Origin of the sequence: Actinophytocola oryzae (assembly GCF_004364325.1) — a bacterium.
GTDB lineage: Bacteria > Actinomycetota > Actinomycetes > Mycobacteriales > Pseudonocardiaceae > Actinophytocola > Actinophytocola oryzae.
The window spans coordinates 37786-61553 of sequence record NZ_SOCP01000020.1 but is presented as its reverse complement, the minus strand read 5'-3'; the positions used below and the strand labels follow the sequence as shown (position 1 = coordinate 61553).

The window sequence follows — 23768 nt, the reverse complement described above, 5'->3', positions numbered from 1 at the left end:
GCGTTACGAAGGGGCCCTTCAGTGCATCCCGCCGCCCGGCTCCGCGCCCGCCCCTGCGCCCGCCCCTGCCCCCAGCGCCCCCCAGCGCCCACCCACCGTGCCGCCCCGTGCCGCTCTGCCTCCGCGCAGTCGCCGGGCCCACCCCCGTGTCCCAGCCTAGTGGTGGGGGGTGACGGGGGCGGCGTTGTCGATCTTGACTGTGGACAACTCGGTCACCTGTGGACAACTCGCCGGGGTGCCACCGACCGTTCAGTTCTGCTAACACGTCCCTGTTGGACTATTTGATTGTCCTACCGCTTGGCGTGCGGCAGCGTGGCGTTCGTGATCCGTGGTGGTGGGGCGACGTTGGTTCGCATGGGACTGTTGGCGCTGTTCTGGGGATCCAGCTTCCTCTGGATCAAGTTGGGGCTGGCGAGCTTCACGCCCATACAGATGACCTTCGCCCGTGTCGTCCTCGGGGCCGCCGTCCTCGTCGTCCTCTGCTACGCCGGACGCAACCGGCTGCCGCGTGACCGCAGGCTGTGGGGACACATGCTGGTCGCGGCAGTCATCGGGAACGTGATCCCCTTCACGCTCTTCGCCGTCGGCGAGCGCACTGTGGACAGTGGTGTCGCCGGGGTGCTCAACGCCACCACGCCGCTCTGGGTGCTGCTCATCGCGATCGTGCTGCGGACCGAGCGCGGACTGTCGACCACGAAGATCGCCGGGCTGGTCCTCGGGTTCGTCGGGACGCTGCTGATCTTCTCGCCGTGGGAGGTGTCGTTCGCCAGCTGGGACGCCATGGCCATCCTGTTCGCGGCGATCTGCTACGCCGTCAGCTTCGCCTACATCGGCCGGTTCATCTCCGGACGCGGCGTCGCGCCGATCGCGCTGTCCGCCTCGCAGATCACGGCCGCCGCCGCGCTGATGGCCGTCACGCTGCCGTTCTCCGGGTTCCCGGCCGTCCACCTGCACTGGGGTGCCGCGATCGCCGTGACCATCCTCGGCGTCTTCGGCACCGGGTTCGCCTTCGCGCTCAACTACCGGATCATCACCGACGAGGGCCCGACCAACGCGGCGACCGTCGGGTACCTGCTGCCGGTCGTGTCCGTGCTGCTCGGGGCGCTGTTCCTCGACGAGTCGCTCAGCCCGCACGTCGTCGCCGGGATGGTCGTCGTGCTCGGCGGCGTCGCGTTGACCAGGGTGCGCCGGCGGCCCGTCGAGCCGCCGGCTGTCCCGGCTACCTCAGTGGTTCCTGCAGTTCGGTGACCCACGTGTCGCGCTCACCCATGATCTCCAGGTAAACCTCGCGGTTGTAGCCCGCCGAGGTGTGGCCGTTCTCGTCGATCCACGTGGCCAGCGTCTGGATCGTCGACAGCACGTTGTCCATGTCGCCGCGGTGGACGATCGTGGCCGCACGCTCGAACCCCGGCAGGTCGACGACCTGGGTGCCCTCGACGGCGTCGACGTTGACCGGGAACGTCGCGTGGACCACGACGCCGCCGCCTGGTGCGTCCTCGTAGTACGCGATCGGCGGGCCGACAGGACTCACGCCCGCCGCCGTGAGCAGGTTCATCAGCTCTTCGTACAGCGGACCGATCACCGGGGTGATGGCGTTCGGCTCGAAGCCCGCGGCCACCGCGCTCAGCTCGGCCACGCGGACCGGTTCGACCTTCTTGACCTGCACGTCGTCAGTGGGCATGGCGCCCTCCGTCTCTATCGTCCGGAGCCTCGCCTCGACGGCGGCCAGCCGTGCGCGGTCGACGGTCAGCTGGGTCTCCAGCTCGGCCCGCCGCAGGCGCAGCATGCCGCGCAGCTCGTCGATCCCGACCTTGTCGTCGATGATCGCCGCCACCTGGTCCAGGGTGAAGCCCAGGTCCTTGAGGGCGACGATGCGGTTGAGGCGGGACAGCTGGGCCGCGTCGTAGCCGCGGTAGCCGCTGTGCGGGTCGACACGGGCCGGCCTCAGCAGGCCGATCCCGTCGTAGTGCCGCAGCATGCGGACCGTCACACGGCCGTGTCTGGCGAAGTCTCCGATGGTGAACATGACGTGCCCAGGTCTATGGCCTCACACGGTGTCAGGGTCAAACCTCACACCAGCCTACGGTCGGAAGCCCAACGCGACAGTTCGTACCGGTTGGACAGCTGCGTCTTGCGCAGGACGCTCGACACGTGCGTCTCGACCGTCTTCACCGAGATGAACAGCTCCGCCGCGATCTCCTTGTACGCGTAGCCGCGGGCCAGTAAACGCAGCACGTCGCGCTCGCGGGGCGTCAGCAGGTCCAGTTCCGGGTCCGAGATCGGCGCCGCGCCCGGCCGGTCGGCGAACGCGTCCAGCACGAAGCCCGCCAGCCTCGGCGAGAAGACCGCGTCCCCCTCGGACACCCGGACCACCGCGCGGACCAGCTCGTGGCTGGAGATCGTCTTGGTGACGTAGCCGCGGGCACCCGCCCGGATGACGGCGATGACGTCCTCGGCCGCGTCGGACACCGACAGGGCCAGGAACACGACCTCCGGGTTGTCCGGCCTGGCCCGGCGCAGCACCTCGGCGCCGCCGCCGTCCGGCATGTGGACGTCCAGCAGCACCACGTCCGGCTTCTTGTGGCCGATGCCGACGACCGCCTCGCCGACCGTGCCCGCCTCACCCACCACCTCGACCTCGTCGGTGATGGAGTCCAGCTCCGCCCGCACCCCGGCCCGGAACAGGCCGTGGTCGTCCACCAGGAACACCCGCACGGGCTTCTCGGCCATCAGATCCCCTTACTTCGACGCGACGGTCTGCCGCGGCATGCGAAGGTGCACCTCCGTGCCCTCGCCGGGCGCGGTACGGAGGCGCAGCTCGCCGCCGTTGCGCTCCATCCTCCCCCTGATGGAGTCCGCCAGGCCATGCCGGTCCTCGGGGACCGCCGACGGGTCGAAGCCCTTCCCCCGGTCGCGCACGAAGATCTCGACCGAGTCCGGCTCGACCTCGGCGTACACGCTGACCTCGCCGACCTCCGCGTGCTTGGCGGCGTTCACGGTCGCCTCGCGGGCCGCGTAGACCAGCCCGGTGAGCTTCTCGTCCAGCGGGCAGTCCCCGACCACCACGTGCTGGACCTTGATCGCGAACTGGTCCTCCACCTCGCCGCACGCGCGGGCGATGGCCTCGGACAGCACCTCGGGCCCGGTCTGCGAGCCCTCACCCGCCGCGCGGATCCCGCCGCCGTAGCCGGACGGCCCGTACAGCCAGCCACGCAGCTGCCGCTCCTGGCCACGCGCGAGCCGCAGCACCTCACGTGGCGCCTCGGCCTGCTTCTGGATCAGCGCGAGCGTCTGCAGCACGGAGTCGTGCAGGTGGGCGGCGATCTCGGCGCGTTCCTCGGTGCGGATGCGCTTCGTGCGCTCCTCGCCGAGGTCGCGGACCAGCCGCAGCCAGAACGGGACGGTCAGCACGGCGACGCCACCGAGCGCCGCGATCACCGCGAGCAGGGCGAACTGCATCTGGTCGAGCCCGACGCTGCGGGCCAGGAACACCGCGATACCCGTGATGACCAGCACCGCGCCGGTCAGGATGCGGACCGCGGCCGACCGACCGCCCTGGCCGATGACCGCGCCGACGACGCCGGAGCCCTTCCAGCGCTGGCGCTGCTGCTCGTCGGCCTCCCGCCAGACGAGCGCGGCGCCGACCAGCGTCACCGCGATGCCGCCGGCGACCCAGCCGTTGAGCATCCCGGACAGCGCGCCGACGCCGACCGCGAGGCCCACACCCATGGCGAGCAGGCCGCGGGCCTGCTGCTTCTCACGGGTGGAGACCTCGGTCGGCTTGCTCTCGTTGCGGTTCTGCGGGACGAACACCCACAGCAGGCCGTAGGCCATCACCCCGGCACCGCCGAAGGCCGCGAGCACCGCGAAGGCGACCCGCACCCACAGCACGCTCATGCCGAGGTGGTCGGACAGGCCGCCCGCGACCCCGGCGACGGCACGCCCGGACCGCCGGCGACGCAGCTTCACGTCGTCGTCGGTCTGGTCACGCACCACTCGCTCCAGGTCCGCGTCCACCACCGGCTCTCGTATGTCGACCGGAATGCTCACTCGTACATGGTCACATCTACCGGGTCCGCGCCCATCAGGGAAATACCCGGAGCGTGCGGGTCAGGGTGATTCCCGGATGTGCCGAGCCCTGGTGTGGACGCATGCTTCTCACCGTGAGTGCGACACAGGGGCCGTCTGGTGCGACACGCATCGAGGACACGGTCAAGGACTTCTGGGCGACGCGTCCCCGCCGGCCGCGGCGGGGACGCAAGATCGCGGGCGTCGCGGCTGGCATCGCCAACCGGTACCGGATCGACCCGGTGCTGGTGCGGGTCGGGTTGGCGGTCGCGGCCATCTACGGGGGTGCCGGCGTCCTCGTCTACCTGCTCGGCTGGCTGTTCCTGCCGGAGCAGGACGACGAGGCGTCGCCGATCGAGGCCCTGTTCGGCAAGGGGCGCAGCTCGACGTCGTCCGGGTTCACCATCCTGCTCGGCATCATCACGGTGCCGGTCTCCGGGTGGTTCCTCAGCGGGTCGTTCACCGGCGAGTTCTCCAGCTGGATGAGCCTGCTGGTGGTCGGCGGGCTGGTGTACCTGCTGCACCACGCGAGGGGGAACCAGGTGCCGATGACGTCCGGTCCGGCCGCGCCGACGCCGGAGCCGCCGCCCGTGCCCATGCCGACCATGCCGCTGACGACACCCATGGCGACGCCCGCGCCGACCCCGTCGGCCACCATGCCCGTGGAGCCGCCGGTGGGACGGCCCGCCGACGTGCCGCCGCCGTACGCGCCGGAGCCGGAGCCGAGGACCTCCCCGCCGTCATGGGACCCGCTGGGTGCCGCGCCGTTCGCGTGGGACCTGCCGGAGCCCGCCGTGCCGGAGCCGGAGGAGCCCGCACCGCCCGTGAAGCGGCGCAAGCCGAGGATCGGCACGGCGACGCTGGGCCTGGTGCTGCTGGCCGTCGCAGGCCTCGCGATCGCCGCGAACGCGCCGTGGGCGTCGGGGTGGATCACCCCGCAGCACGCGGTCGGCATCGTGCTGGCGATCGTCGGGCTCGGCCTGGTGGCCGGTGCCTTCGCCAGGGCGGGCCGCGGCCTGATCGCACTGGCCGTGCCGCTCTCGGTGGCCGGGATGGCGATGAGCACGATCAGCCCCGAGGGCTACAACGGCCTCGGCGACCTGAACGTCCGGCCGGTGACGATCACGTCCGTGCAGGACTCCTACGCGCGGTCGATCGGCGACGTCGAGCTGGACCTGACCGGCCTGCCCGAGACGGGCGTGATCTCGACCGACGCCCACACGGACATCGGCAACGTGACGGTGATCGTGCCGGAGAGCGCCGACGTGACGCTCACGTGCGAGGCCAGGGCTGGCAACATCGACTGCCTCGGCAAGCAGCAGGACGGCATCGACCAGCACGCGCAGACGACCGACCCCGGCGGTCCCGGTGGACTGACGATCAACCTGCATGTCTCGACCGATGCGGGAAACGTGGAGGTGCGCCGTGGCTGACCGCGAGCAGAACGAGACCAAGCGGTTCCCCGACGTCCTGACGCTCATCGCGGGGATCGGCACTCTCCTGGTGTCGGCCTACGTACTCACCGACGGCGCGTTCCGCATCCCCAACCCGACCTGGCTCCTGGCGGGCGGCGCGCTCCTGGTGGGCATGCTCCTGCTGGGGTCCTCACTGCGAAAGCGCTGACAGCATTGTGTGAGGGGCGATTTGCTCTCCTGGTGCCATGACCACCACGAGACGCTCGTTCCTCACCACGGCGGCAGCTGGCGTCGCGGCCCTCGGCCTCGGCGCTGTTGCCGTTTCCACCGCCTCCGCCGACACCGCCGGTGTCCTGGGCGGCCAGCAGCCGGACTGGCGGGCGGCGGTCAGCACGTCAACAGGCGAACAGCTTCAACTTCGTGCTGCCCACCTGCCGTAGGGGTCACTCCCACTCGATGGTGCCCGGGGGCTTGGAGGTCACGTCCAGCACCACCCGGTTGACCTCCGCGACCTCGTTGGTGATGCGGGTCGAGATGCGTTCGAGGACGTCGTACGGCAGGCGGGTCCAGTCGGCCGTCATGGCGTCCTCGGACGACACCGGCCGCAGCACCACCGGGTGGCCGTAGGTCCGGAAGTCGCCCTGGACGCCGACGCTGTGGACGTCCGCGAGCAGCACCACCGGGCACTGCCAGATGTCGCGGTCCAGCCCGGCCGCGGTCAGCTCCTCGCGGGCGATGGCGTCGGCCGCACGCAGGATCTCCAGGCGCTCGGCCGTCACCGCGCCGATGATCCGGATGCCGAGGCCGGGACCGGGGAACGGCTGGCGGTGCACGATCGTCTCCGGCAGCCCAAGCTCGAGGCCGACGCGACGGACCTCGTCCTTGAACAGGTCGCGCAGCGGTTCGACCAGCTCGAACGCCAGGTCGTCCGGCAGGCCGCCGACGTTGTGGTGGCTCTTGATGTTCGCGGCACCCGTGCCGCCGCCGGACTCCACGACGTCCGGGTAGAGCGTGCCCTGCACGAGGAACCGGTAGTCGCCCTGGGCCTTCAGGTCGCGCTCGGCCGCCTCGAACACGCGGATGAACTCGCGGCCGATGATCTTGCGCTTGTGCTCGGGATCGGTGACGTCCGCGAGTGCCGACAGGAACCGGTCGCGGGCGTCGACCGTCACGAGCTTCACGCCGGTCGCGGCCACGTAGTCGCGTTCCACCTGACCGCGCTCACCGGCACGCAGCAGGCCGTGGTCCACGAACACGCAGGTCAGCCGGTCGCCGATGGCCCGCTGCACCAGCGCCGCCGCGACCGCGGAGTCCACGCCGCCGGACAGCCCGCAGATCGCCCGGCCGTCGCCGATCTGCTCGCGGATCCGCTCGACCTGCTCGTCCACGATGGACGCGATCGTCCACCTCGGACGCAGTCCGGCCACGTCGTGCAGGAACCGGCGCAGCACCTCCTGCCCGTGCGGCGAGTGCGCGACCTCGGGGTGGTACTGGACCCCGGCCATCCGCCGCTCGACGTCCTCGAAGCCCGCCACCGGCGTCTTCTCCGACGATGCCGTGACCGTGAACCCGGGTGGCGCAGCGGTGACCGAGTCGCCGTGTGACATCCACACCGGGTGCCTGCCGGGCAGGTCCGTGTGCAGGACGCCGCCGTCGGCCGTCAGCCGGGTGCGGCCGAACTCACGCGACCCGGTGTGCTCGACGGTGCCGCCGAGCGCCTGTGCCATCGCCTGGAAGCCGTAGCAGATCCCGAAGACCGGCACGCCCGCCTCGAACAGCTTCGGGTCGACCGAGGGCGCGCCCTCGGCGTACACACTGGACGGACCACCGGACAGCACGATCGCGAGCGGCTCCCGGTCCATCAGCTCGGCGACGGAAGTGGTGTGCGGCACCACCTCGGAGTACACCTGCGCCTCGCGCACCCTGCGGGCGATGAGCTGGGCGTACTGCGCGCCGAAGTCGATGACGAGCACCGGCCGGTGAGAGTTGTCGGTCACCGCCACAGCATCCCACGGCGGTCAGAACTAACGTTGGGGCATGAACGCGTCCGAGGAACACCTGCCGACGCCGCGGCCAGCCTGGATCGCGGGCCGCGCCGAGCAGAGTGCCCAGACCCTCCCCGTCAACCACCCCTACGACGGCGACGAGGTCGCCACGGTCTGCGTGCCGAACGCCGACCAGGTGGAACGCGCCGTCACGGCCGCGGTCGAGGTGGCACACGAGTTGCGGACCACCCCCGCGCACGTGCGTGCGGCGGCGCTCGACCACGTCTCCCGCTCGCTGGCCGAGCGTGCGGACGAGGTCGCCGAGATGATCACCGCGGAGAACGGCAAACCACTCCGTTGGGCGACCGTCGAGGTCAGCCGCGCGGTGTCGACGTTCCGGTTCGCGGCCGAGGAGGCGCGGCGCTTCTCCGGCGAACTGCAGCGGCTGGACACCGACCCGAACGGCGTCGGCAGGATGGCCGTGACGCGCAGGGTGCCGCGCGGGCCGGTGCTGGGCATCGCGCCGTTCAACTTCCCACTCAACCTGGTGGCGCACAAGGTCGCGCCCGCCGTCGCGGTCGGCGCGCCGATCATCGTCAAGCCCGCGCCGCGCACGCCGCTGTCGGCGCTGCTGCTCGGCGAGCTGTTCGCGGAGACGGACCTGCCTGCCGGCGCGATCTCCGTGCTGGTGCTCGGCAACGAGGAGACGGCCGCGCTGGTGGGTGACCCGCGCCTGCCGATCGTGTCGTTCACCGGGTCCGGCCCGGTGGGCTGGTCGCTGATGGACGCCGCGCCACGCAAGCAGGTCGTGCTCGAGCTGGGTGGGAACGGCGCGGCGGTCGTGTGCGCGGACTGGCCGGACCTGGACTTCGCGGCCTCGCGGATCGCGACCTTCGGCAACTACCAGGCCGGGCAGTCCTGCATCGCCGTGCAGCGGGTGATCGTCGAACGCGCGGTCGCGGACGAGTTCGTGCCGAAGCTGCTCGACAAGGTCGGCGCGCTGAGGACGGGTGACCCGCACGACCCCGACGTCGAAGTGGGCCCGCTGGTCGACGAGTCGGCGGCCGAGCGGGTGGTCGCGTGGGTCGAGGAGGCGGTGGCCTCGGGCGCGTCACTGCTGGCCGGCGGCAAGCGGGACCGCGCGACGGTCGAGCCGACGGTCCTCTCGGACGTGCCGCTCGACTCGAAGGTGTGGCGTGACGAGGTCTTCGGGCCCGTGCTGGCGATCTCGGTGGTCTCGGACGTGGACGAGGCGTTCGCGCAGGTCAACGACTCGGACTACGGCCTGCAGGCCGGCGTGTTCACGCGTGACGTCCAGGTGGCGTTCCGCGCCCGCGCCGAGCTGGACGTGGGCGGCGTGATCGTGGGCGACGTGCCGTCGTTCCGCGCCGACCAGATGCCCTACGGCGGCTCGAAGGGCTCCGGCGTCGGCCGCGAGGGCCTCCGCTCGGCGATGGCGGACTTCACCGAGGAACGCGTGATGGTGCTGACGGGCTTGGAGCTGTAGCTACACGGCCTGGGCGAAGTTGAAGACCTTGTCCGGGTCGTACAGGGCGGCGACCTTCCGCAGGCGCGGGAGGTTGTCGCCGTAGTACGCGGTGGCCCAGTCGGGCATCGACGGGTCGATGTAGTTGACGTAGCCGGTGTTGCCGGTGGGCATCCCGTCCCGGACCTCGGCGACGTCCTGCGCGTTGCCCGACGAGTAGATCTGGGCGCTGGCGAGGGCCTTGCGGTGCGGGAAGGCGGTGTCGCCGGGAGCGACGCGGCCGACCGCGCCGCCGAGGGAGTCGATCAGGACGTCGAGATTCGCGCGTCCGGTGAGCAGGTTGACGAGCGCGTCGGGGTCGATGGCCTGGTTGAGCACACGCGAGGACGCGGTGAAGGACTCGCGGTCGAGCTGTCCGCCCTCGGACTTGGGCCTGCACTGGGCGGCGCTGCGCCCGGTGCAGCCGGCGAAGTACTGCATGGCGTTGAGGTAGCCCATGCCGGTGATGGAGACCGACGACGCGGGCGGCAGGGTCTTCAGCAGCTGCTTCGCGAGGTTCTCGTCCCCGACGACCGCGCCGCTGATCCGGCAGCTCGGCGGCGAGCCCGCGGAGACCACGCAGGTCGACCACAGCTCGTCGGGCTGCTGGACGATCCAGTCCTGCCAGGCGCCGACCGTGCCGGCGGTCGACCCGGCGGGGTACTTGAGCGCGAACACGGCGATGTCGGGTGCGGGCTCGGTGGCGAAGGTGAACGAGGTGACGATGCCGAAGTTGCCGCCGCCCCCGCCCTTGAGCGCCCAGAGGAGGTCGCCGCCGTCGACGGTCTGCTGCTTGCCGTCCGCGGTGACGATCTGGGCCGAGGTGAGCTTGTCGCAGGTGAGGCCGAACTTGCGCGCGGTCACGCCGATCCCGCCGCCGAGGGTGAGACCCCCGATGCCGACCGTGGGGCAGGAGCCTGCCGGGAGTGCCTTCCCGGCCTGGGCGAGGCCCGCGTAGACCTCCATGATCCGGGCGCCGCCGCCAATGGTGGCGGTGTCCCCGCTGACCTGGACACCCGCCATCCCGCGAAGGTCGACGACGAGGCCGTTGTCCGGCGTGGAGTAGCCGGCATAGCTGTGGCCACCCGACCGCGCCGCGATGGGCATGCGTGCGTTGCGTGCGATCTCGACACAGCGTTGGACGTCCTCGACGGACGTGCAGTGCGCGATGGCCGCGGGGCGGTGGTTGTCGAAGCGAGGGTTGTAGGACTGTGCGGCCTGCTCGTACCCGCTGTCGCCGGGGAGCATGAGGCCGCCGGGGAGCTGTGACCGGAGTGCGTTCCAGTCGGGTGGCACGGGTGCCTGGCTGGTCGCGGGTGGCGGGGTGGACACGCCCACCGAGGTAGCCGGGGTCACGGCCTGCTCTTCCGAACAGGCCGTGACCACCGCCCCCATCGCAGCGACTCCGAGGAACCGCCGCCTACTGATACCCATCCCCCGACACCTCCCGCATAGTCAGACGTGTGGCGCCGTCGGGGGTTGTCCGGACCTCCGGAGTTGTCCACAACCGACCGACTTGTCCACAGGCGAGATCATCGTCTCTGCCTGGTGGCACGGCCACTCGAGTCGGTTCCCGGCCCACTGGCGCGCCCGGCCGAACGCACTGAAGGCGTCCTTCGTTACGCCCAGCGTTACGAAGGCGTCCTTCAGTGCACCCAGCCGGTGGCGCGGCGGAGGGCGGCGTTGATGGGGGCGCCGATCCCGCCTCGGGGCTCGGTCAGGACGGCGGCTACGTGGCCGTCCGGGCGGACCACCACCGCCTGGCGGGGTTTCAGGTTCAGTGCGTCGGCCAGGGTCGTGTCGTCTTCCTGGTCCAACGGGATCACCTCGCCGACCACGGCACGCTCCCACGGGTCCGACGGGCGCCAGTCGGACCAGTTGGTCAGCACCGTGAACACGCCCAGCTCCCGCAGCCGCCCGCCCCGCATCAGCTGGGCGTCCGGGCACAGTGCGCCACTGGACGTCGTCAGCGGTGACGCCTCGTACGAGTACGGCTCGGCAAGACGCCCCGCGTTGATCTCCGCCCTGGCCGACTCGTCCGTGATCGAACGGGTCAGGACATCCTCTCGGTGGGACTTCTCCTCCGGGGTTCGCGGGACCAGGAAACGCATCGTCTCCGAGGTCACCCGGAGGTTCTCCTCGGCCGCCGCGCCTCGTTCCACGTCGTACGAGGACAGCAGCGACGGACCGGCCAGGGCCTCGCGGTCCAGCGCTACCTTCCACGCCAGGTTGTCCGCGTCCGCTATTCCCGAGTTCAACCCACGCGCCCCGAACGGGCTCATCACGTGTGCCGCGTCGCCCGCCAGCAGGACCCTGCCCACGCGCATCTCCGGAATCCGCCGCTGGTGGAACCGGTAGAGCGACAGCCACACGATCTCGTAGGGCGCGTCACCCGTTATCCGGCGGATTCTCGAGTCCAGGTCCTCGGTCGCCAGGTCGAAGTCCGCCGGGACCTGCCAGTCGACCCGCCACACCCCGCCCGGCTGCGGATGCACCAGCACCTGACGACCCGGGTTCCACGGTGGATCGAAGTAGAACCGGCGCTCCGCGGTGAAACCCAGGTCCGCCCGGATGTCCGCGATCAGGAAGCGGTCCTCGTAGGACATGCCGTCGAACGGAAGCCCCAGCAGGTCGCGGACCGTCGAGCGGGCACCGTCCGCCGCCACGCAGTGGGTGCCGGTGACCGTGCCGTGCGGGGTGGCCACCGTCACCGAGTCCGCGTCCTGCGTCAGTGCCTCCACCGGCTGGTCGTACCGCAGCTCCACCAGTGGTTCCTCCGCCACCGCCTGTTCCAGCAGCAGCTCAACGACCGTCTGTGGCGTGTTCACGAATGGCGGGAACGCCGCGGATCCCACTTCCGGGAAGCGGATTTCACCCACCTGGTGGGAGCGGTAGTACGTCCTGCCCCGCGTCCACGTCACGCCGACCTCGGCCACCTGGGCACCGACACCCGCCCGCGCCAGGATGTCGAGTACATCCCCCTGCACGCAGATCGAGCGGCTGCCCACCAGCTCACGGGCAGGCGCAGCCTCCAGGACCGTCGTCGGGACGCCGTGGCGGGCCAGTAGCAGGGCGGCCGTCATGCCCACCGGGCCCGCGCCCACCACCACTACTCGCACCGGTCGAGGATAGTCAGGCCCAGCGGAACTTGTCGGACCTCGTCTCGCGGGAGATACCCGAGTCCGTGTCCGGGAAGGTGCCCCTGCGCTCGTAGTACACGTTCGCGAAGAAGTAGGCCATGCTCTCGCACTCGGCGTCCAGCACGGCAACCGACGGGTCGGTCACCACGGCCTCGTAGAAGTCGCGGCCCATGGCCACGGCGAAACTCCGGCAGTAGAGGAATCCGTCGTCCGATCCATCCGTCACCTCGCGGATGTCGGCACGGTCGATGTCGTGGAGCTTGCGCTCCAGCACGCGGTCCATGTCGGACACCTCGGCCGACGACAGGTCCTCGCACAGCGAGCGCAGGTTCGCGAGGAACTCGCCGAGGTACGCGTCCATCGCGTACGCCTCGTGGTCGCTGTCGCGCTCGATCAACGACTTCCTTCGCGTGGGCGGCACCCCGGCGACCTGGTCCCACGCCGTCTCGATCAGACTCCAGAAGCGGGCCACGTCGGCCTCGGTGGGCATCTTGCTCACGGCGCGGAAGCTACCAGAGCTGTCCACACCTGCTGATCGCGCTCGGCCGTCCACACCTTCGGCCAGTCGACACCGTCGCACTCGTCCCAGTACCGCGCCACGTTGAACGGCATGCAGTGCTCGAAGATCGGCCAGCGGCCGTACGCGGGGGCCAGTGCGGCGTGCGCGGACGAGAACGCCTCCGCCAGCGTGCCACCCTTCGCGTGTGCGGTGCCGACCGTCCGACGCAGCTCGTCGAGGAAGTGGCGGCTCTGCGCGATCGCCGCCGACACCGCGTCGGCGCCGACGGCCACCGCACCCCGGCCGCCCACCAGTGCCGTCGCACCGAAGGCGGCCACGTTGTCCAAAGTGGACGTCGCCCAGTCGTCGTGGAACGCGTCTCCCGTGTACAGCGCGGCCGCCGCCTCGACGAGGGCGCCCGCGAGCAGGATTCGTTCCTCCGGCAGCCACGCCACGATGTCGCCCGCGGTGTGTCCCCGGCCGCAGTACGCCAGCACGAGTGCCCGTGACCCGCCAAGGGGGATCACCATGCGGTCGGTGAACGTCAGCGTCGGCCACGTCAGCCCGGGGATCGACGACGGGTCCTCGAACAGGCGCGGCATCCGCGCCAGCTCCGACGCCCAGTCCTCCCGGCCGCGTTCGGCGATCAGCCGACGCGTCTGCGTGTGCGTGACGATCTCCGCGGCGTCGAACGCGCTCGCGCCGAGCACCCGCACGGCGTGGTAGTGGCTCAATACCAGGTACCGCACGGGTTTCGTCGTCCGCTCCCGCAGCATCGCGAGCCACCGCCCTGCCGCGACGGGCGTGGCCCGCGCCTCGAAGCACACCACGAAGTCCTCGGCCTCGACCGCGCAGACGTTCGGGTCGCCTTCCGCCGTCAGGGCGTAGACGCCGGGCGCCAGCTCGGTGAACGTCTCCTCCTTGGCGGTGAGGTCACCGCTCGACGCGAAGGTCATCGCAGTGCCGCCGGGGCCTCGGCCGGGACCGCGGGACTTCGTGGCGCCACCGGATCGAGGCGCTCGTAGCCGGTGGACGGTCGCGGGTCGGGCTCGCCTTTGTTGGGCCAGAAGGAGAACGCGCGTTCGGCCTGCGCGGCGATCGTCAGTGACGGGTTGACGCCGAGGTTCGCGGAGATCGCCGAACCGTCCACAACGGACAGTCCGGGGTAGCCGTGCACGCGGTGGTACGGGTCGAGCACACCCTCGTCCGCCGTCGACCCGATCGCGCAGCCGCCGATGAAGTGGGCCGTCAGCGGGATGTTGAAGATCTCGCCCCACGTGCCACCCGCGGTGCCCTCGATGTGCTTGGCCGCCAACTGGTTCGCCTCGTAGCCCGCCGGGATGAACGCCGGGTTCGGCTCGCCGTGGCCCTGACGGGACGTGTACCTGCGCCTGCCGAACAGGCCCTTCCGCGTGTACGTCGTGATCGAGTTGTCCAGGCTCTGCATCACCAGCAGGATCACGGTCCGCTCGCTCCACCGGTGCGTGCGCAGCAGCCCGGCGGTGCGCACGGGATGGCGCACCACGAACCGCACCGCCTGCAGCCAGCGCGGCAGGTCCGCGGCGCCGTCGGTCGCGATCGTCTGCAGCAGGCCCATCGCGTTGCTGCCCTTGCCGTACCGGACCGGCTCGATGTGCGTGGTCGCGTCGGGGTGGATCGAGGACGTGATCGCGACACCCCGACTGAAGTCCCGCGCCGGGTCGACCGACGGGCGGCCGGCGCCGATGATCGCCTCGGAGTTCGTGCGGGTCAGCTCGCCCAGCCGTGGCGAAAGGCCGGGCAGCACGCCACGGTCCTTCATCGCGTGCAGCAGCCGCTGCGTGCCCCAGGTGCCCGCCGCCAGCACGACCTGACCAGCGGTGACGGTGGCCGTGGCGCGACCCCCGGTGCGGCGCAGGTCGACGGCGAAGCCCCGCGACCGCGGCCGCACGGCGGTCACGGTCGTCAGCGGCAGCACCTTCGCGCCGTTCTGCTCCGCCAGGTACAGGTAGTTCTTGACCAGCGTGTTCTTCGCGCCGACGCGGCAGCCGGTCATGCACGAACCGCACTCGGTGCAGCCCGTCCGCGCCGGGCCCGCGCCACCGAAGTACGGGTCGGGGACACCGACTCCCGGCGTGCCGAAGAACACACCGACGGGTGTCGGGTGGAACGAGTCCGCCACGCCCATGTCGGCGGCGACCTTCTGCATGACCTCGTCGGCCGGGGTGATCGTCGGGTTGTCGACCACGCCGAACATGCGTGCCGCCTGGTCGTAGTGCGGCGCCAGCTCCGACTCCCAGTCGGTGATGTGCGCCCACTGCCGGTCGCTGTAGAACGGCTTCAGCGGCCGGTAGAGCGTGTTCGCGTACACCAGCGACCCACCGCCGACCCCGGAGCCCGCCAGGATCATGACGTCCTTCAGCAGGTGGATGCGCTGGATGCCGAAGCACCCCAGCGCCGGCGCCCACAGGTACCTGCGCAGGTCCCAGGACGTCTTCGCGAACTCGTCGTCCGCGAAGCGGCGGCCCGCCTCGACCACGGCGACGCGGTAGCCCTTCTCCGTCAGCCGCAGTGCGGCCACGCTGCCGCCGAAACCGGAGCCGACGACCACGACGTCGTAGTCGAACCTACTCGCGAGTTCACTCATGTTCCCGAGGCTAGTTCGAGACGTCGCCCCGGACCAGCCCGTAGTGCACGAGGTCCCGGCGGATCCCGCCCCGGAGCTGGGCACCACGCAGCACACCCTCGCGCAGGAAACCGGCCTTCTCGAGGGCCTTGCGCTCGGCGACGTTGTCGACATCGGTGCTCGCCTCGATGCGGTCCAGGTCCGTCGAGGCGAGCAGGTGGTCGACCAGCATCCGCTGCGCGATCGTGCCGACGCCCCGGCCACGGGCCTCGGGAAGCAGACCGATGCCGATGTTCCACGCCGACGACGACACCGTGCCGCCGTAGTCGACCGCGTGCCAGCTGACGCCGCCGAGCAGCTCGCCGGTCTCACTGTCGATCACACTCAGCAGGAAGCTGCGGGTCGGGCCGGTCACCCTCGGCCGGTCGTCCGGGTCGATGGCGAAGTCGCCCGCACCCGCGATGTAGAACTTCTCCCGGTCGCCCGGTGCGGGCTCGGCGAGTGAGATCCCGTCGCGGCTGACCACGACCTCGCGAACGCCCGGCGTGATGGCCTCGACGACATCCGTGCGGAGCAGGCTGAACGCCAGCATGTCGCGCCGCCGCCCACCCCGCAGCTGCGCGCCGCGGAGCAGCCCCTCCGGCCGGAAGCCTGCCTTGGCGAGTGCCCGCTGGGCCGGGATGTTCTCCCGGTCGGTACCAGCCTCGACGCGGTCGACGTCGGTGGTCGCGAACAGGAACTCCGCGACCAGGCGGGTGGCGACCGTGCCCGCGCCCCGGCCCCGGCTCTGCGGCAGCAGCCCGATGCCGATGTTCCACGCCTCGCAGGCCGCCGTCGCGCCGTAGCCGACGGCGTGCCAGCTGACCGCGCCGAGCAGCTCGCCGGTGTGCTGGTCCAGCACGGCGAGCCGCGACACGTCCGGCTCGTGGCGCAGCGGCCGGTCGTCGGGGTCGAGGCCGAACGCGTCGTCGTCCTGACCCTTCAGCAGCTCACGCTCGCCGGGCAGCAGGTCACCTAGCTCTATGCCCTCGCCGCTGGCCACGATCTCGCGTTCGGCGTCGTCGGCGGGCAGGTCGTCACGCAGGATGCTGTAGGAGATCATGTCGCGCCGCTCACCCAGCCGGAGCTGGGCGCCACGCAGGACGCCCTCGCGCCTGAGCCCGGCCTTCTCCAGTGCCTTGCGTGACGCGGTGTTCTCGCGGTCGGTGCTCGCCTCGACGCGGTCGACGTCCGTCGTGGCGAACAGGTGCGCCACCAGCAGCCGGATCGCGGTGGCGCCGAAACCCCTGCCACGCGCGTGCGGCAGCAGCGTGATGCCGAAGTTCCACGCCGTGCAGCCTGCGGTGTGGCCGTAGCCGACCGGATGCCAGCTCATCTGGCCGACGAGCGTGTCCGTCTCCTCGTCCAGGATCGCGGCGCGGTGGATCTCGTACCCGCCGTGCCGCACCGGCCGGTCGTCGGGGTCCGGGTCGAAGGCGTGGTCGGTCCCCTCGGACAGCCGTGCGCGGTCCTCGGGCAGGGCGGTGGCGAGCGTGACGCCGTCACCGCTGGTCAGGACGGTCCGTACGGGGCGCAGCTCGTCGCGCAGGATGCTGAAGCCGAGCATGTCGCGACGCTGCCCGCCCCGGAGCTGGGCACCGCGCAGAACACCCTCGCGGCGGAAGCCTGCCTTGACGAGCGCCCGCTGCGACGGGATGTTCGCCCGGTCGGTGCTCGCCTCGATCCGGTCGACCTCCGTGGTGGCGAACAGGTGCTCCACCAGCAGGCGCAGCGCCTTCGCGCCCGTGCCCTTGCCACGCCGGTCAGGAAGGAGCGAGATGCCGACGTTCCACGCCGTGCAGGCCGCGCTGCGGCCGTAGCCGACGGCGTGCCAGTTGACCTCGCCGACCAGCGTGCCCGTCTCGGTGTCGACCACCCCGGCACGGAAGACCTCGAAGCCCATGTGCAGCACGGGCCGGTCGTCCTGGTCGACGTCGTAGGCATGGTCGCCGCGCTCGGCGAGCGACGCGCGGTCCTCCTCGGTCAGGTCGGTCAGTGCCACCCCGTCCCCCGGGGCGATGATGTTGCCGCTCACGACGTGGTCGTCCCGATCATGCCGCCAGCCTTCATTCCCCGCCTCCACCGAGCAATAGATTCGGGACACGCCGAAACCTGGGTCTCTCCATGGTCAGCCGCGCACCACTAGGCCGACCTTCTGGAACTCCTTCAGGTCCGAGTAGCCGGTCTTCGCCATGGCACGCCGCAGCGCGCCGAACAGGTTGATCATGCCGTCCGGGTCGGCCGACGGGCCGAACAGCAACGTGCGGAGGTCGACCAGCTCGTCCTCCTCGGCCGTCGAGATCACCCGGCTGCGCGGCATCGACGGGTGCGCGGCCGCCGCGGTCCAGTACAGACCCCGGCCGGGTGCCTCCTTGGCCGACGCCAGCGGCTCGCCGAGCATCACGGCGTCCGCGCCGCAGGCGATGGACTTCGCGACGTCGCCGCTCGCGTCCACCTCGCCGTCGGCGATCACGTGGACGTACCGGCCGCCGGTCTCGTCGAGGTAGTCGCGGCGGGCGGCGGCCGCGTCCACGATCGCCGTCGCCATCGGCACGCCGATGCCCAGCACGCGGTCGCTGGTGGTCGCGAGGCTGGCGCCGTAGCCGACTATCACGCCCGCCGCGCCGGTCCGCATCAGGTGCATGGCCGTGCGGTAGTCGTGCACGCCGCCCGCGATCACCGGGACGTCCAACTCCTGGATGAACGACTTCAGGTTCAGTGGCTCACCGTCACGCGACACGTGCTCCGCCGACACGATCGTGCCCTGCACGACCAGGATCTCCACTCCCGCGGCCAGCAGCGATGGGGTCACCTCGGCGGCACGCTGCGGGCTCACCCGCGCGGCGACCGTCACGCCGCTCGCCGCCACCTGCTTGACCGCCTCGGAGATCAGCTCCGGCCGGATCGGCGCGGCGTGCAGCTCCTGCAGCACCCTGGTGAGCGTGGTGGAATCCTGGTCGTCGATGGCGTCGACGACCTTCGCCAGCTCCTGCTCCACGTTCGGGTGCCTGGCCCAGAGGCCCTCGGCGTTGAGCACGCCGAGGCCGCCGAGCTTGCCGACCTCGACCGCGACGGCCGGTGACACCACGGCGTCGGTCGGGTGGGTGAGTAAGGGGATGTCGAAGCGGTAGGCGTCGATCTGCCAAGCGGTCGACACGTCCTGGGACGAGCGGGTCCGGCGGGAAGGCACGATCTCCACCTCGTGGAGCGCGTACCCTCGGCGGGCCGTGCGGCCCATGCCGATCTCAACGAGGTCAGGCACTTTGTCTGGTCCTCTCGCGGAGCGAGTGTGTCGCTGTCAGCGGGTGGTGTAGTTCGGGGCCTCGACGGTCATGGTCACGTCGTGCGGGTGGCTCTCCTTGAGCCCCGCCGCGGTGATCCGGACCAGCTGGGCGTCCTGCAGTGCGGCGATGGTGCGTGAACCGGTGTAGCCCATGCCGGAGCGCAGCCCGCCGACGAGCTGGTGCACGACCTGGGACAGCGGGCCGCGGAACGGGATCCGCCCCTCGACGCCCTCCGGCACGAGCTTGTCCTCGCTGAGGACGTCGTCCTGGAAGTAGCGGTCCTTGGAGTAGGACTTGGCCTCGCCCCTGGACTGCATGGCGGCCAGCGAGCCCATGCCACGGTAGGTCTTGAACTGCTTGCCGTTCACGAGGATCACGTCGCCGGGTGCCTCGGCGGTGCCCGCGAGCAGGCTGCCGAGCATGACCGCGGACGCGCCGGACGCGATGGCCTTCGCGATGTCGCCGGAGTACTGGATGCCGCCGTCGCCGATGACCGGGATACCCGCGGGCCTGCACGCCTGGTCGGCGTTGTAGATGGCGGTGATCTGCGGCACACCGACGCCCGCGACGACCCGTGTCGTGCAGATCGAGCCCGGGCCGACACCGACCTTGACGCCGTCTGCACCAGCGTCGACCAGCGCCTGGGCGCCCGCACGGGTGGCGACGTTGCCGCCGACGACGTCGACCGTGTCACCCAGCTCCTGCTTGAGCTTGTGGACCATCTCGACGACGCTGCGGGAGTGGCCGTGGGCGGTGTCGACCATGAGGACGTCCACACCGGCCTCGGCCAGCGTCATCGCGCGCTTGTAGGAGTCCTCACCGACGCCGACCGCGGCACCGCACACCAGGCGGCCGTCCGGGTCCTTGGTGGCGTTGGGGTACTGCTCGGTCTTGACGAAGTCCTTGACGGTGATCAGGCCACGCAGCTTGCCGGCGCCGTCGATGATCGGCAGTTTCTCGACCTTGTGCCTGCGCAGCAACCCGAGCGCGGAGTCGGCCGACACGCCGACCTGCGCGGTGACCAGCGGGCCCTTGGTCATGACCTCGCTGACCGGCTTCGTGTGGTCCACCTCGAAGCGCATGTCGCGGTTGGTGATGATGCCGACGAGGGTGCCCTCGCCGTCGGTGACCGGCAGGCCGGAGATGCGGTAGCGGGCGCAGAGCGCGTCGACCTCGGCGAGCGTCGCGGTCGGCAGGCAGGTGACCGGGTCGGTGACCATGCCGGCCTCGGACCGCTTGACGGTCTCGGCCTGGCGCGCGTGCTCCTCGATGGAGAGGTTGCGCTGCAGGATGCCGATGCCGCCCTGCCGTGCCATGGCGATGGCCATGCGGGCCTCGGTGACGGTGTCCATGGCGGCGGACACCAGCGGGATGCGCAAGGAGACGTTGCGGGTCAGCCGGGTGCTCGTGTCCACCTCGCTTGGCACGACGTCGGACTCCGACGGCAGCAGCAGCACGTCGTCGAACGTGAGGCCGAGTGTGGCGAACTTTGCCGGGAGCCCCTCAGCGGTGGTCATCGTGGCCCTTCTTGTAACGGGGTTTCCGCAGTTGACCCATGGTATCTGGACCATACGACGGCCCCGCCCGGTACCGTGCGGGGCGTGAGGGACGACGCACTGCCACCCGACCCCTTCGCGGGTGACCCCAATGACCCCGTCTGGGCACTCGACGCCGCGGACTCGGACGCCCCCGAGCCGGTCTCGGCCCAGGAGCGCGACGAGCTGCTCGCCGACCTGCGTGACCTGGCCGTTTACCAGGCGTTGCTGGAGCAGCGGTCGGTCCGTGGGGTGGTGGTCGACTGCGCCGAGTGCCAGGAACCGCACTACCACGACTGGGCGCTGCTGCGTGCCTCGCTGGAGCAGTTGCTCGCCGACGGCCGCATGCGCCCGCACGAACCCGCGTACGACCCGAACCCGGCGGCGTACGTCAGCTGGGAGTACTGCCGCGGGTACACCGACGGCATCACGGCCGCGGCCAGGCAGACGGCGAAGTCCTCGTAGGGGTTACTTGCGGTCGAGGGCCGGCGCGTGCACGTGCCAGCCCTCGTCGTCGTTCGGGCACTGGCTCGCGGTCAGCTTGCCGAGCGACTCCTCGGCGAGCGCCTGGGCGGCTTCCTTCACCAGCAACGCCCGACCGTCGCAGTGCGCACAGCGGGGCGCCTGGCTGTAGACATGCGCCGCGGTCATGGTCAACGACCCTACTCGTGGGCCGGACCAGGAGGTCCGACCCACGCCGTGGGCTCACCCCGTTCTCTAGGGGCTTTCGGTCTCGGGCACGTCCGCCGTGCTGGTCGACTCGATGCGAGGCTCGCCGGTCGTCTCCCCGCTGGTACCGGGGTCGTTGCGGGAACTCTCACTGGTCGGCGGCGGCGTCGTGGTGCTGGTGTCCGGCGAGCTGGTCTGGGTCTGCGGGTCCGTCGACGGGTCGGTCGGCTGGGTGTCCGTCGAGCTGCCGCTGTTGTCGCTCGAGTCGCTGGAGCTGCCCGAGTTCGGCTGGGTCGACGGGTCCGGCGACGGCGGCGAGCCTGCCTGGTCGGACGGGCTGCCCGGCAGCTGCGCCATCAGCGAGGCGTGCTGGGCGAGGAGGTCGTTCTTGCCGTCGTCCGGCAGGACGGTCGGCAGCGCGGCGTGCGCGTCCTCGAGCTTGGACTTGGCCACGTCGATGTTGCCCTCGGTCAGCGCGGCCTTGGCCTCGCGCAGGTCGTCCTTGACCGCCTGGGCGGCCTCGACGGAGCGGGCGTGGTCGGCGTAGAGGACCTTGGTGAGTGCCCAGAGGGTGTCGCCGGGCTGGGCGTCCCTGGCGGCCATGCCGAAGCCGGCGAACGCGATGGCGAGCACGGCAGCCGCCGCGGCGACCGGCACGAGCAGACGGGGCCTGCTCTTGCGGCGCATGCGGGCGGCGTGGACCGTGACGGTCGCGAGCTTGGTGTCGACGAGGCCCTCGTCGATGGGTGCGGCGTCGACGTCGCGGCGCCAGGCGATGAGAAGTTCGGTCAGTTGGTCGTCGCCGAAACCGCCGAGCCCCCGGTCCTGGTCATCGAGCCCGACGCCGGCGAGCATGTCGAGATACTCGTCATCGGCGTGCACTAGTGCGAGGTCGATGGCCTCGTCCTCGATGTCGGGGACGTCCGGCTCGGCGCGATCTCTTCGATCACTCAACTCAGACCACCTCCTCCGCTGACAGAGTCTTCCGCAACCGGGCAAGTGCCCGGTGCTGGGCCACCCGCACCGCGCCCGGGGTCGAACCGATGGCCTCCGCGGTCTCCTCCGCCGAGAGGCCTACGACCACCCGCAACAGGACGATGTCCCGCTGCTTGTCGGGCAACACGTCGAGCAGCTCCTTCATCCGGCGCGACAGGTCCTGCTGCATGGCACGCTGTTCGGGCCCGGCGTCGGTCTCGGGCTCGTCAGGTACATCGGCCACGGGCTCGGATCGATTACGTCCGGCGGCACGGTGAGCGTCGGCCACCTTGTGCGCGGCGATGCCGTACACGAACGCCAGGAACGGTCGTCCCTGGTCGCGGTAGCCGGGCAATGCCGTCAGCACCGCCAGACACACCTCCTGTGCGACGTCGTCCGCGGAGGCGAAGGATCGCTCCTGCCTCCCTACTCGCGCGCGGCAGTACCGCACGACCAAGGGCCGAACAGACGCAAGCACCCGGTCAATGGCGCGTGGGTCGCCGTCGACGGCAGCGCCTACAGAAGCGTCCAGTCCGTCCCCCAATGTGGTCATCGCAGCGAGCAGCCTCAATGTTACGTGCAGGTACGGTCAGTTGTGTGCCACGCTCCGGCGGGGGCTGTGCATTCCCGGACGGAGATGTCACCCACCGTACCGCGCAACACAAACGACCCAGCCTTGACCGGAACGTGACCCATCAGAGTTCCCCCGCCTGGTCCAACCACCACGTGTCACCCCGTTTGACCAGGGTGAGCTCCATGCGGCTCGGCTCGACGCGGGGCGTCGACGACCGCGTGTTGGTGACTGTCTGATCGACGAACACAGCGACGACGACCTCCCTGGCGGAGGCACGCACCACGCCCGCGGACCGAACGGTTGCCGTCGCCACAGCCCGGGTCTGCTGCAGCTCCGGCCCCAGCTCCTCGGTCAGCTGCGTGAGCTGACCGGAGAAGTGCGGCGTGGCACTGGCCTTGACCAGCCGGAAGTTACCACCAAGATCCCGGTAGTCATAGGACGCGAGATCCTCGGCGAGGGGTATGGCCGCCTGCTTGGCCTCTTCGGCCGCAAGCGTTTGCGCCTCCAGCGTGTCGAGGCGGTCCTGCAGGTCCGAGATCCGCAACCACGCGGTGACGGCACCGGAGAGCACGAGGAGCGCCACGACAAAGACGACGAGCGTCGAGGTCCGGGCCCAGAAGGGCCGGCCCCGATACTCGCCGTCGATACCGTCGTGTTCGTTCAGGTCCTCGTCCGACTCGAGGACGGGGGTGGAGCCGGTCGACTCTCCATGCTCCCCGCCCTCAGGCGTCCCGGACTCACCCAGCCTGGCAGACCCATCCCTGTCGCCAGACTCAGCCAGCTCGGAACCAGTCACACGGGAGAGCCTAGGAGACGAGCCCTCTGCGGAAGCCGTGCGCCACGGCCTGAGCACGATCCCGCACACCGAGCTTGCGGAACAGACGCCGCGCGTGCGTCTTCACCGTGTCCTCGGACAGGTAGAGCTCGCGCCCGATCTGTCCGTTGCTCTTGCCCATCGCCATCCCGCGAAGCACCTGCAGCTCGCGGTCGGTGAGCTGGACGCCTGGGTCGGACGGTTGACGAGGCGCCGGTACCGAGGTGCTGGCCAGCGTGTGGGCCAGCGCCGCGACCAGCTCCGGGCGGGACGCGTCCCACCGGAGATAGCCACGAGCACCGCCCGCGATGGCCGCCGCGATGCTGCTCGCGTCGTCCGGGGCACCGAACACGATGACGTTCGCCGTCGGGTTCGCCGACACCAGGCGCCGAGTGGCCTCAACACCGGTGGGTACCGCGCGTTGAGTGCCGACCAGCACCACGTCGACCGGAGCGCGGGAGAATCGGGCGAGCAGCTCGTCACCGTGCGCTACGCAGTCGATGCGACTCACACCTGGGACCGCGGACATGACACGGGTCAGTCCTTCCCGCACGCCGCGGCGATCGTCGCAAATCAAGACCGTCGTCACGGGGACTCCTTCCTGCAGCCGAGTGACGTACTACTCCCTATCGGACGCTTCG

At 70.8% G+C, this 23768-nt stretch carries 23 protein-coding genes; 6 read left to right on the top strand and 17 right to left on the bottom strand.

The features are described 5' to 3' along the window. Positions 1 to 354 precede the first annotated feature (354 nt). Positions 355 to 1248 (top strand): DMT family transporter, encoded by an 894-nt coding sequence (locus CLV71_RS37860; RefSeq protein ID WP_133907732.1) that lies wholly within the window; start codon positions 355 to 357, stop codon positions 1246 to 1248. On the opposite strand, the gene CLV71_RS37855 is transcribed toward CLV71_RS37860, so the two are convergent. Genes CLV71_RS37855 through CLV71_RS37845 form a run of 3 tightly spaced genes read right to left on the bottom strand, consistent with a single transcriptional unit; the run spans position 1220 to position 4020 of the window. Further along, positions 1220 to 2026: a MerR family transcriptional regulator gene (locus CLV71_RS37855; protein WP_133907731.1), complete on the bottom strand. Its 807-nt coding sequence runs from the start codon at positions 2024 to 2026 to the stop codon at positions 1220 to 1222. The genes CLV71_RS37860 and CLV71_RS37855 overlap by 29 nt on opposite strands. 44 nt (positions 2027 to 2070) lie before the next feature. Further along, entirely contained in the window at positions 2071 to 2730 is a 660-nt protein-coding gene (locus tag CLV71_RS37850) for a response regulator (protein ID WP_133907730.1), read from the bottom strand. A 9-nt stretch (positions 2731 to 2739) separates the two neighbouring features. After that, entirely contained in the window at positions 2740 to 4020 is a 1281-nt protein-coding gene (locus CLV71_RS37845) for an ATP-binding protein (protein ID WP_133907864.1), read from the bottom strand. A gap of 143 nt (positions 4021 to 4163) precedes the next feature. Between CLV71_RS37845 and CLV71_RS37840 the strand changes: the two genes are divergently transcribed. Genes CLV71_RS37840 through CLV71_RS37830 form a run of 3 tightly spaced genes read left to right on the top strand, consistent with a single transcriptional unit; the run spans position 4164 to position 5923 of the window. Further along, positions 4164 to 5501, top strand: coding sequence for a PspC domain-containing protein (locus CLV71_RS37840; RefSeq protein WP_166664420.1), 1338 nt, complete (start codon positions 4164 to 4166; stop codon positions 5499 to 5501). Continuing rightward, positions 5470 to 5691, top strand: a complete 222-nt coding sequence (locus tag CLV71_RS37835; RefSeq protein WP_133907728.1) for a hypothetical protein — start codon at positions 5470 to 5472, stop codon at positions 5689 to 5691. Before CLV71_RS37840 ends, CLV71_RS37835 begins: the two co-directional genes overlap by 32 nt. 37 nt (positions 5692 to 5728) lie before the next feature. Next, entirely contained in the window at positions 5729 to 5923 is a 195-nt protein-coding gene (locus CLV71_RS37830; protein WP_133907727.1) for a twin-arginine translocation signal domain-containing protein, read from the top strand. A gap of 3 nt (positions 5924 to 5926) precedes the next feature. Here CLV71_RS37830 and guaA read toward each other — a convergent pair whose 3' ends face one another. After that, the gene (gene guaA, locus CLV71_RS37825; RefSeq protein WP_133907726.1) at positions 5927 to 7480 is read right to left on the bottom strand and encodes a glutamine-hydrolyzing GMP synthase; all 1554 of its coding nucleotides are present in this window, start codon (positions 7478 to 7480) and stop codon (positions 5927 to 5929) included. 40 nt (positions 7481 to 7520) lie between these two features. Here guaA and CLV71_RS37820 point away from each other — a divergent pair, with 40 nt between their 5' ends. Beyond that, positions 7521 to 8975, top strand: coding sequence for an aldehyde dehydrogenase family protein (locus CLV71_RS37820; protein ID WP_133907725.1), 1455 nt, complete (start codon positions 7521 to 7523; stop codon positions 8973 to 8975). Here the strand turns inward: CLV71_RS37820 and CLV71_RS37815 are convergent, their stop codons facing one another. From CLV71_RS37815 to guaB, 8 genes are all read right to left on the bottom strand, one after another. Next, on the bottom strand, positions 8976 to 10427 hold the full coding sequence (locus CLV71_RS37815; protein ID WP_133907724.1) for an FAD-binding oxidoreductase: 1452 nt from the start codon (positions 10425 to 10427) through the stop codon (positions 8976 to 8978). Positions 10428 to 10639: 212 nt separating this feature from the next. Further along, positions 10640 to 12112, bottom strand: coding sequence for an FAD-dependent monooxygenase (locus CLV71_RS37810; protein ID WP_133907723.1), 1473 nt, complete (start codon positions 12110 to 12112; stop codon positions 10640 to 10642). A 13-nt stretch (positions 12113 to 12125) separates the two neighbouring features. After that, positions 12126 to 12623: a DUF4240 domain-containing protein gene (locus tag CLV71_RS37805; RefSeq protein ID WP_133907863.1), complete on the bottom strand. Its 498-nt coding sequence runs from the start codon at positions 12621 to 12623 to the stop codon at positions 12126 to 12128. Between the two features lie 5 nt (positions 12624 to 12628). After that, the gene (locus CLV71_RS37800) at positions 12629 to 13588 is read right to left on the bottom strand and encodes an MBL fold metallo-hydrolase (protein WP_133907722.1); all 960 of its coding nucleotides are present in this window, start codon (positions 13586 to 13588) and stop codon (positions 12629 to 12631) included. Next, a complete protein-coding gene (locus CLV71_RS37795) occupies positions 13585 to 15258 on the bottom strand; it encodes a GMC family oxidoreductase (RefSeq protein ID WP_133907721.1) in 1674 nt (557 codons plus the stop codon). Before CLV71_RS37795 ends, CLV71_RS37800 begins: the two co-directional genes overlap by 4 nt. 10 nt (positions 15259 to 15268) lie before the next feature. Then, complete coding sequence (locus tag CLV71_RS48905; RefSeq protein ID WP_208297952.1) at positions 15269 to 17311, bottom strand: GNAT family N-acetyltransferase; 2043 nt, start codon at positions 17309 to 17311, stop codon at positions 15269 to 15271. Between the two features lie 93 nt (positions 17312 to 17404). Beyond that, a complete protein-coding gene (locus tag CLV71_RS37775; protein WP_133907720.1) occupies positions 17405 to 18538 on the bottom strand; it encodes a GuaB3 family IMP dehydrogenase-related protein in 1134 nt (377 codons plus the stop codon). A 36-nt stretch (positions 18539 to 18574) separates the two neighbouring features. Continuing rightward, entirely contained in the window at positions 18575 to 20077 is a 1503-nt protein-coding gene (guaB, locus tag CLV71_RS37770) for an IMP dehydrogenase (protein WP_133907719.1), read from the bottom strand. An 84-nt stretch (positions 20078 to 20161) separates the two neighbouring features. Between guaB and CLV71_RS37765 the strand changes: the two genes are divergently transcribed. Then, positions 20162 to 20560, top strand: coding sequence for a DUF5319 domain-containing protein (locus tag CLV71_RS37765; protein WP_133907718.1), 399 nt, complete (start codon positions 20162 to 20164; stop codon positions 20558 to 20560). A 3-nt stretch (positions 20561 to 20563) separates the two neighbouring features. Here the strand turns inward: CLV71_RS37765 and CLV71_RS37760 are convergent, their stop codons facing one another. From CLV71_RS37760 to CLV71_RS37740, 5 genes are all read right to left on the bottom strand, one after another. After that, on the bottom strand, positions 20564 to 20746 hold the full coding sequence (locus CLV71_RS37760) for a hypothetical protein (protein WP_133907717.1): 183 nt from the start codon (positions 20744 to 20746) through the stop codon (positions 20564 to 20566). 66 nt (positions 20747 to 20812) lie between these two features. After that, positions 20813 to 21718 carry an anti-sigma-D factor RsdA gene (locus tag CLV71_RS37755; protein WP_133907716.1) on the bottom strand — a complete coding sequence of 302 codons (906 nt, stop codon included), beginning with the start codon at positions 21716 to 21718 and terminating at the stop codon, positions 20813 to 20815. A gap of 1 nt (position 21719) precedes the next feature. Then, positions 21720 to 22292, bottom strand: a complete 573-nt coding sequence (locus CLV71_RS37750; RefSeq protein WP_133907715.1) for a sigma-70 family RNA polymerase sigma factor — start codon at positions 22290 to 22292, stop codon at positions 21720 to 21722. Between the two features lie 142 nt (positions 22293 to 22434). Continuing rightward, the gene (locus CLV71_RS37745) at positions 22435 to 23109 is read right to left on the bottom strand and encodes a hypothetical protein (protein ID WP_133907714.1); all 675 of its coding nucleotides are present in this window, start codon (positions 23107 to 23109) and stop codon (positions 22435 to 22437) included. A 10-nt stretch (positions 23110 to 23119) separates the two neighbouring features. Then, the gene (locus tag CLV71_RS37740) at positions 23120 to 23716 is read right to left on the bottom strand and encodes a response regulator transcription factor (protein WP_133907713.1); all 597 of its coding nucleotides are present in this window, start codon (positions 23714 to 23716) and stop codon (positions 23120 to 23122) included. Between the last annotated feature and the right edge of the window lie 52 nt (positions 23717 to 23768).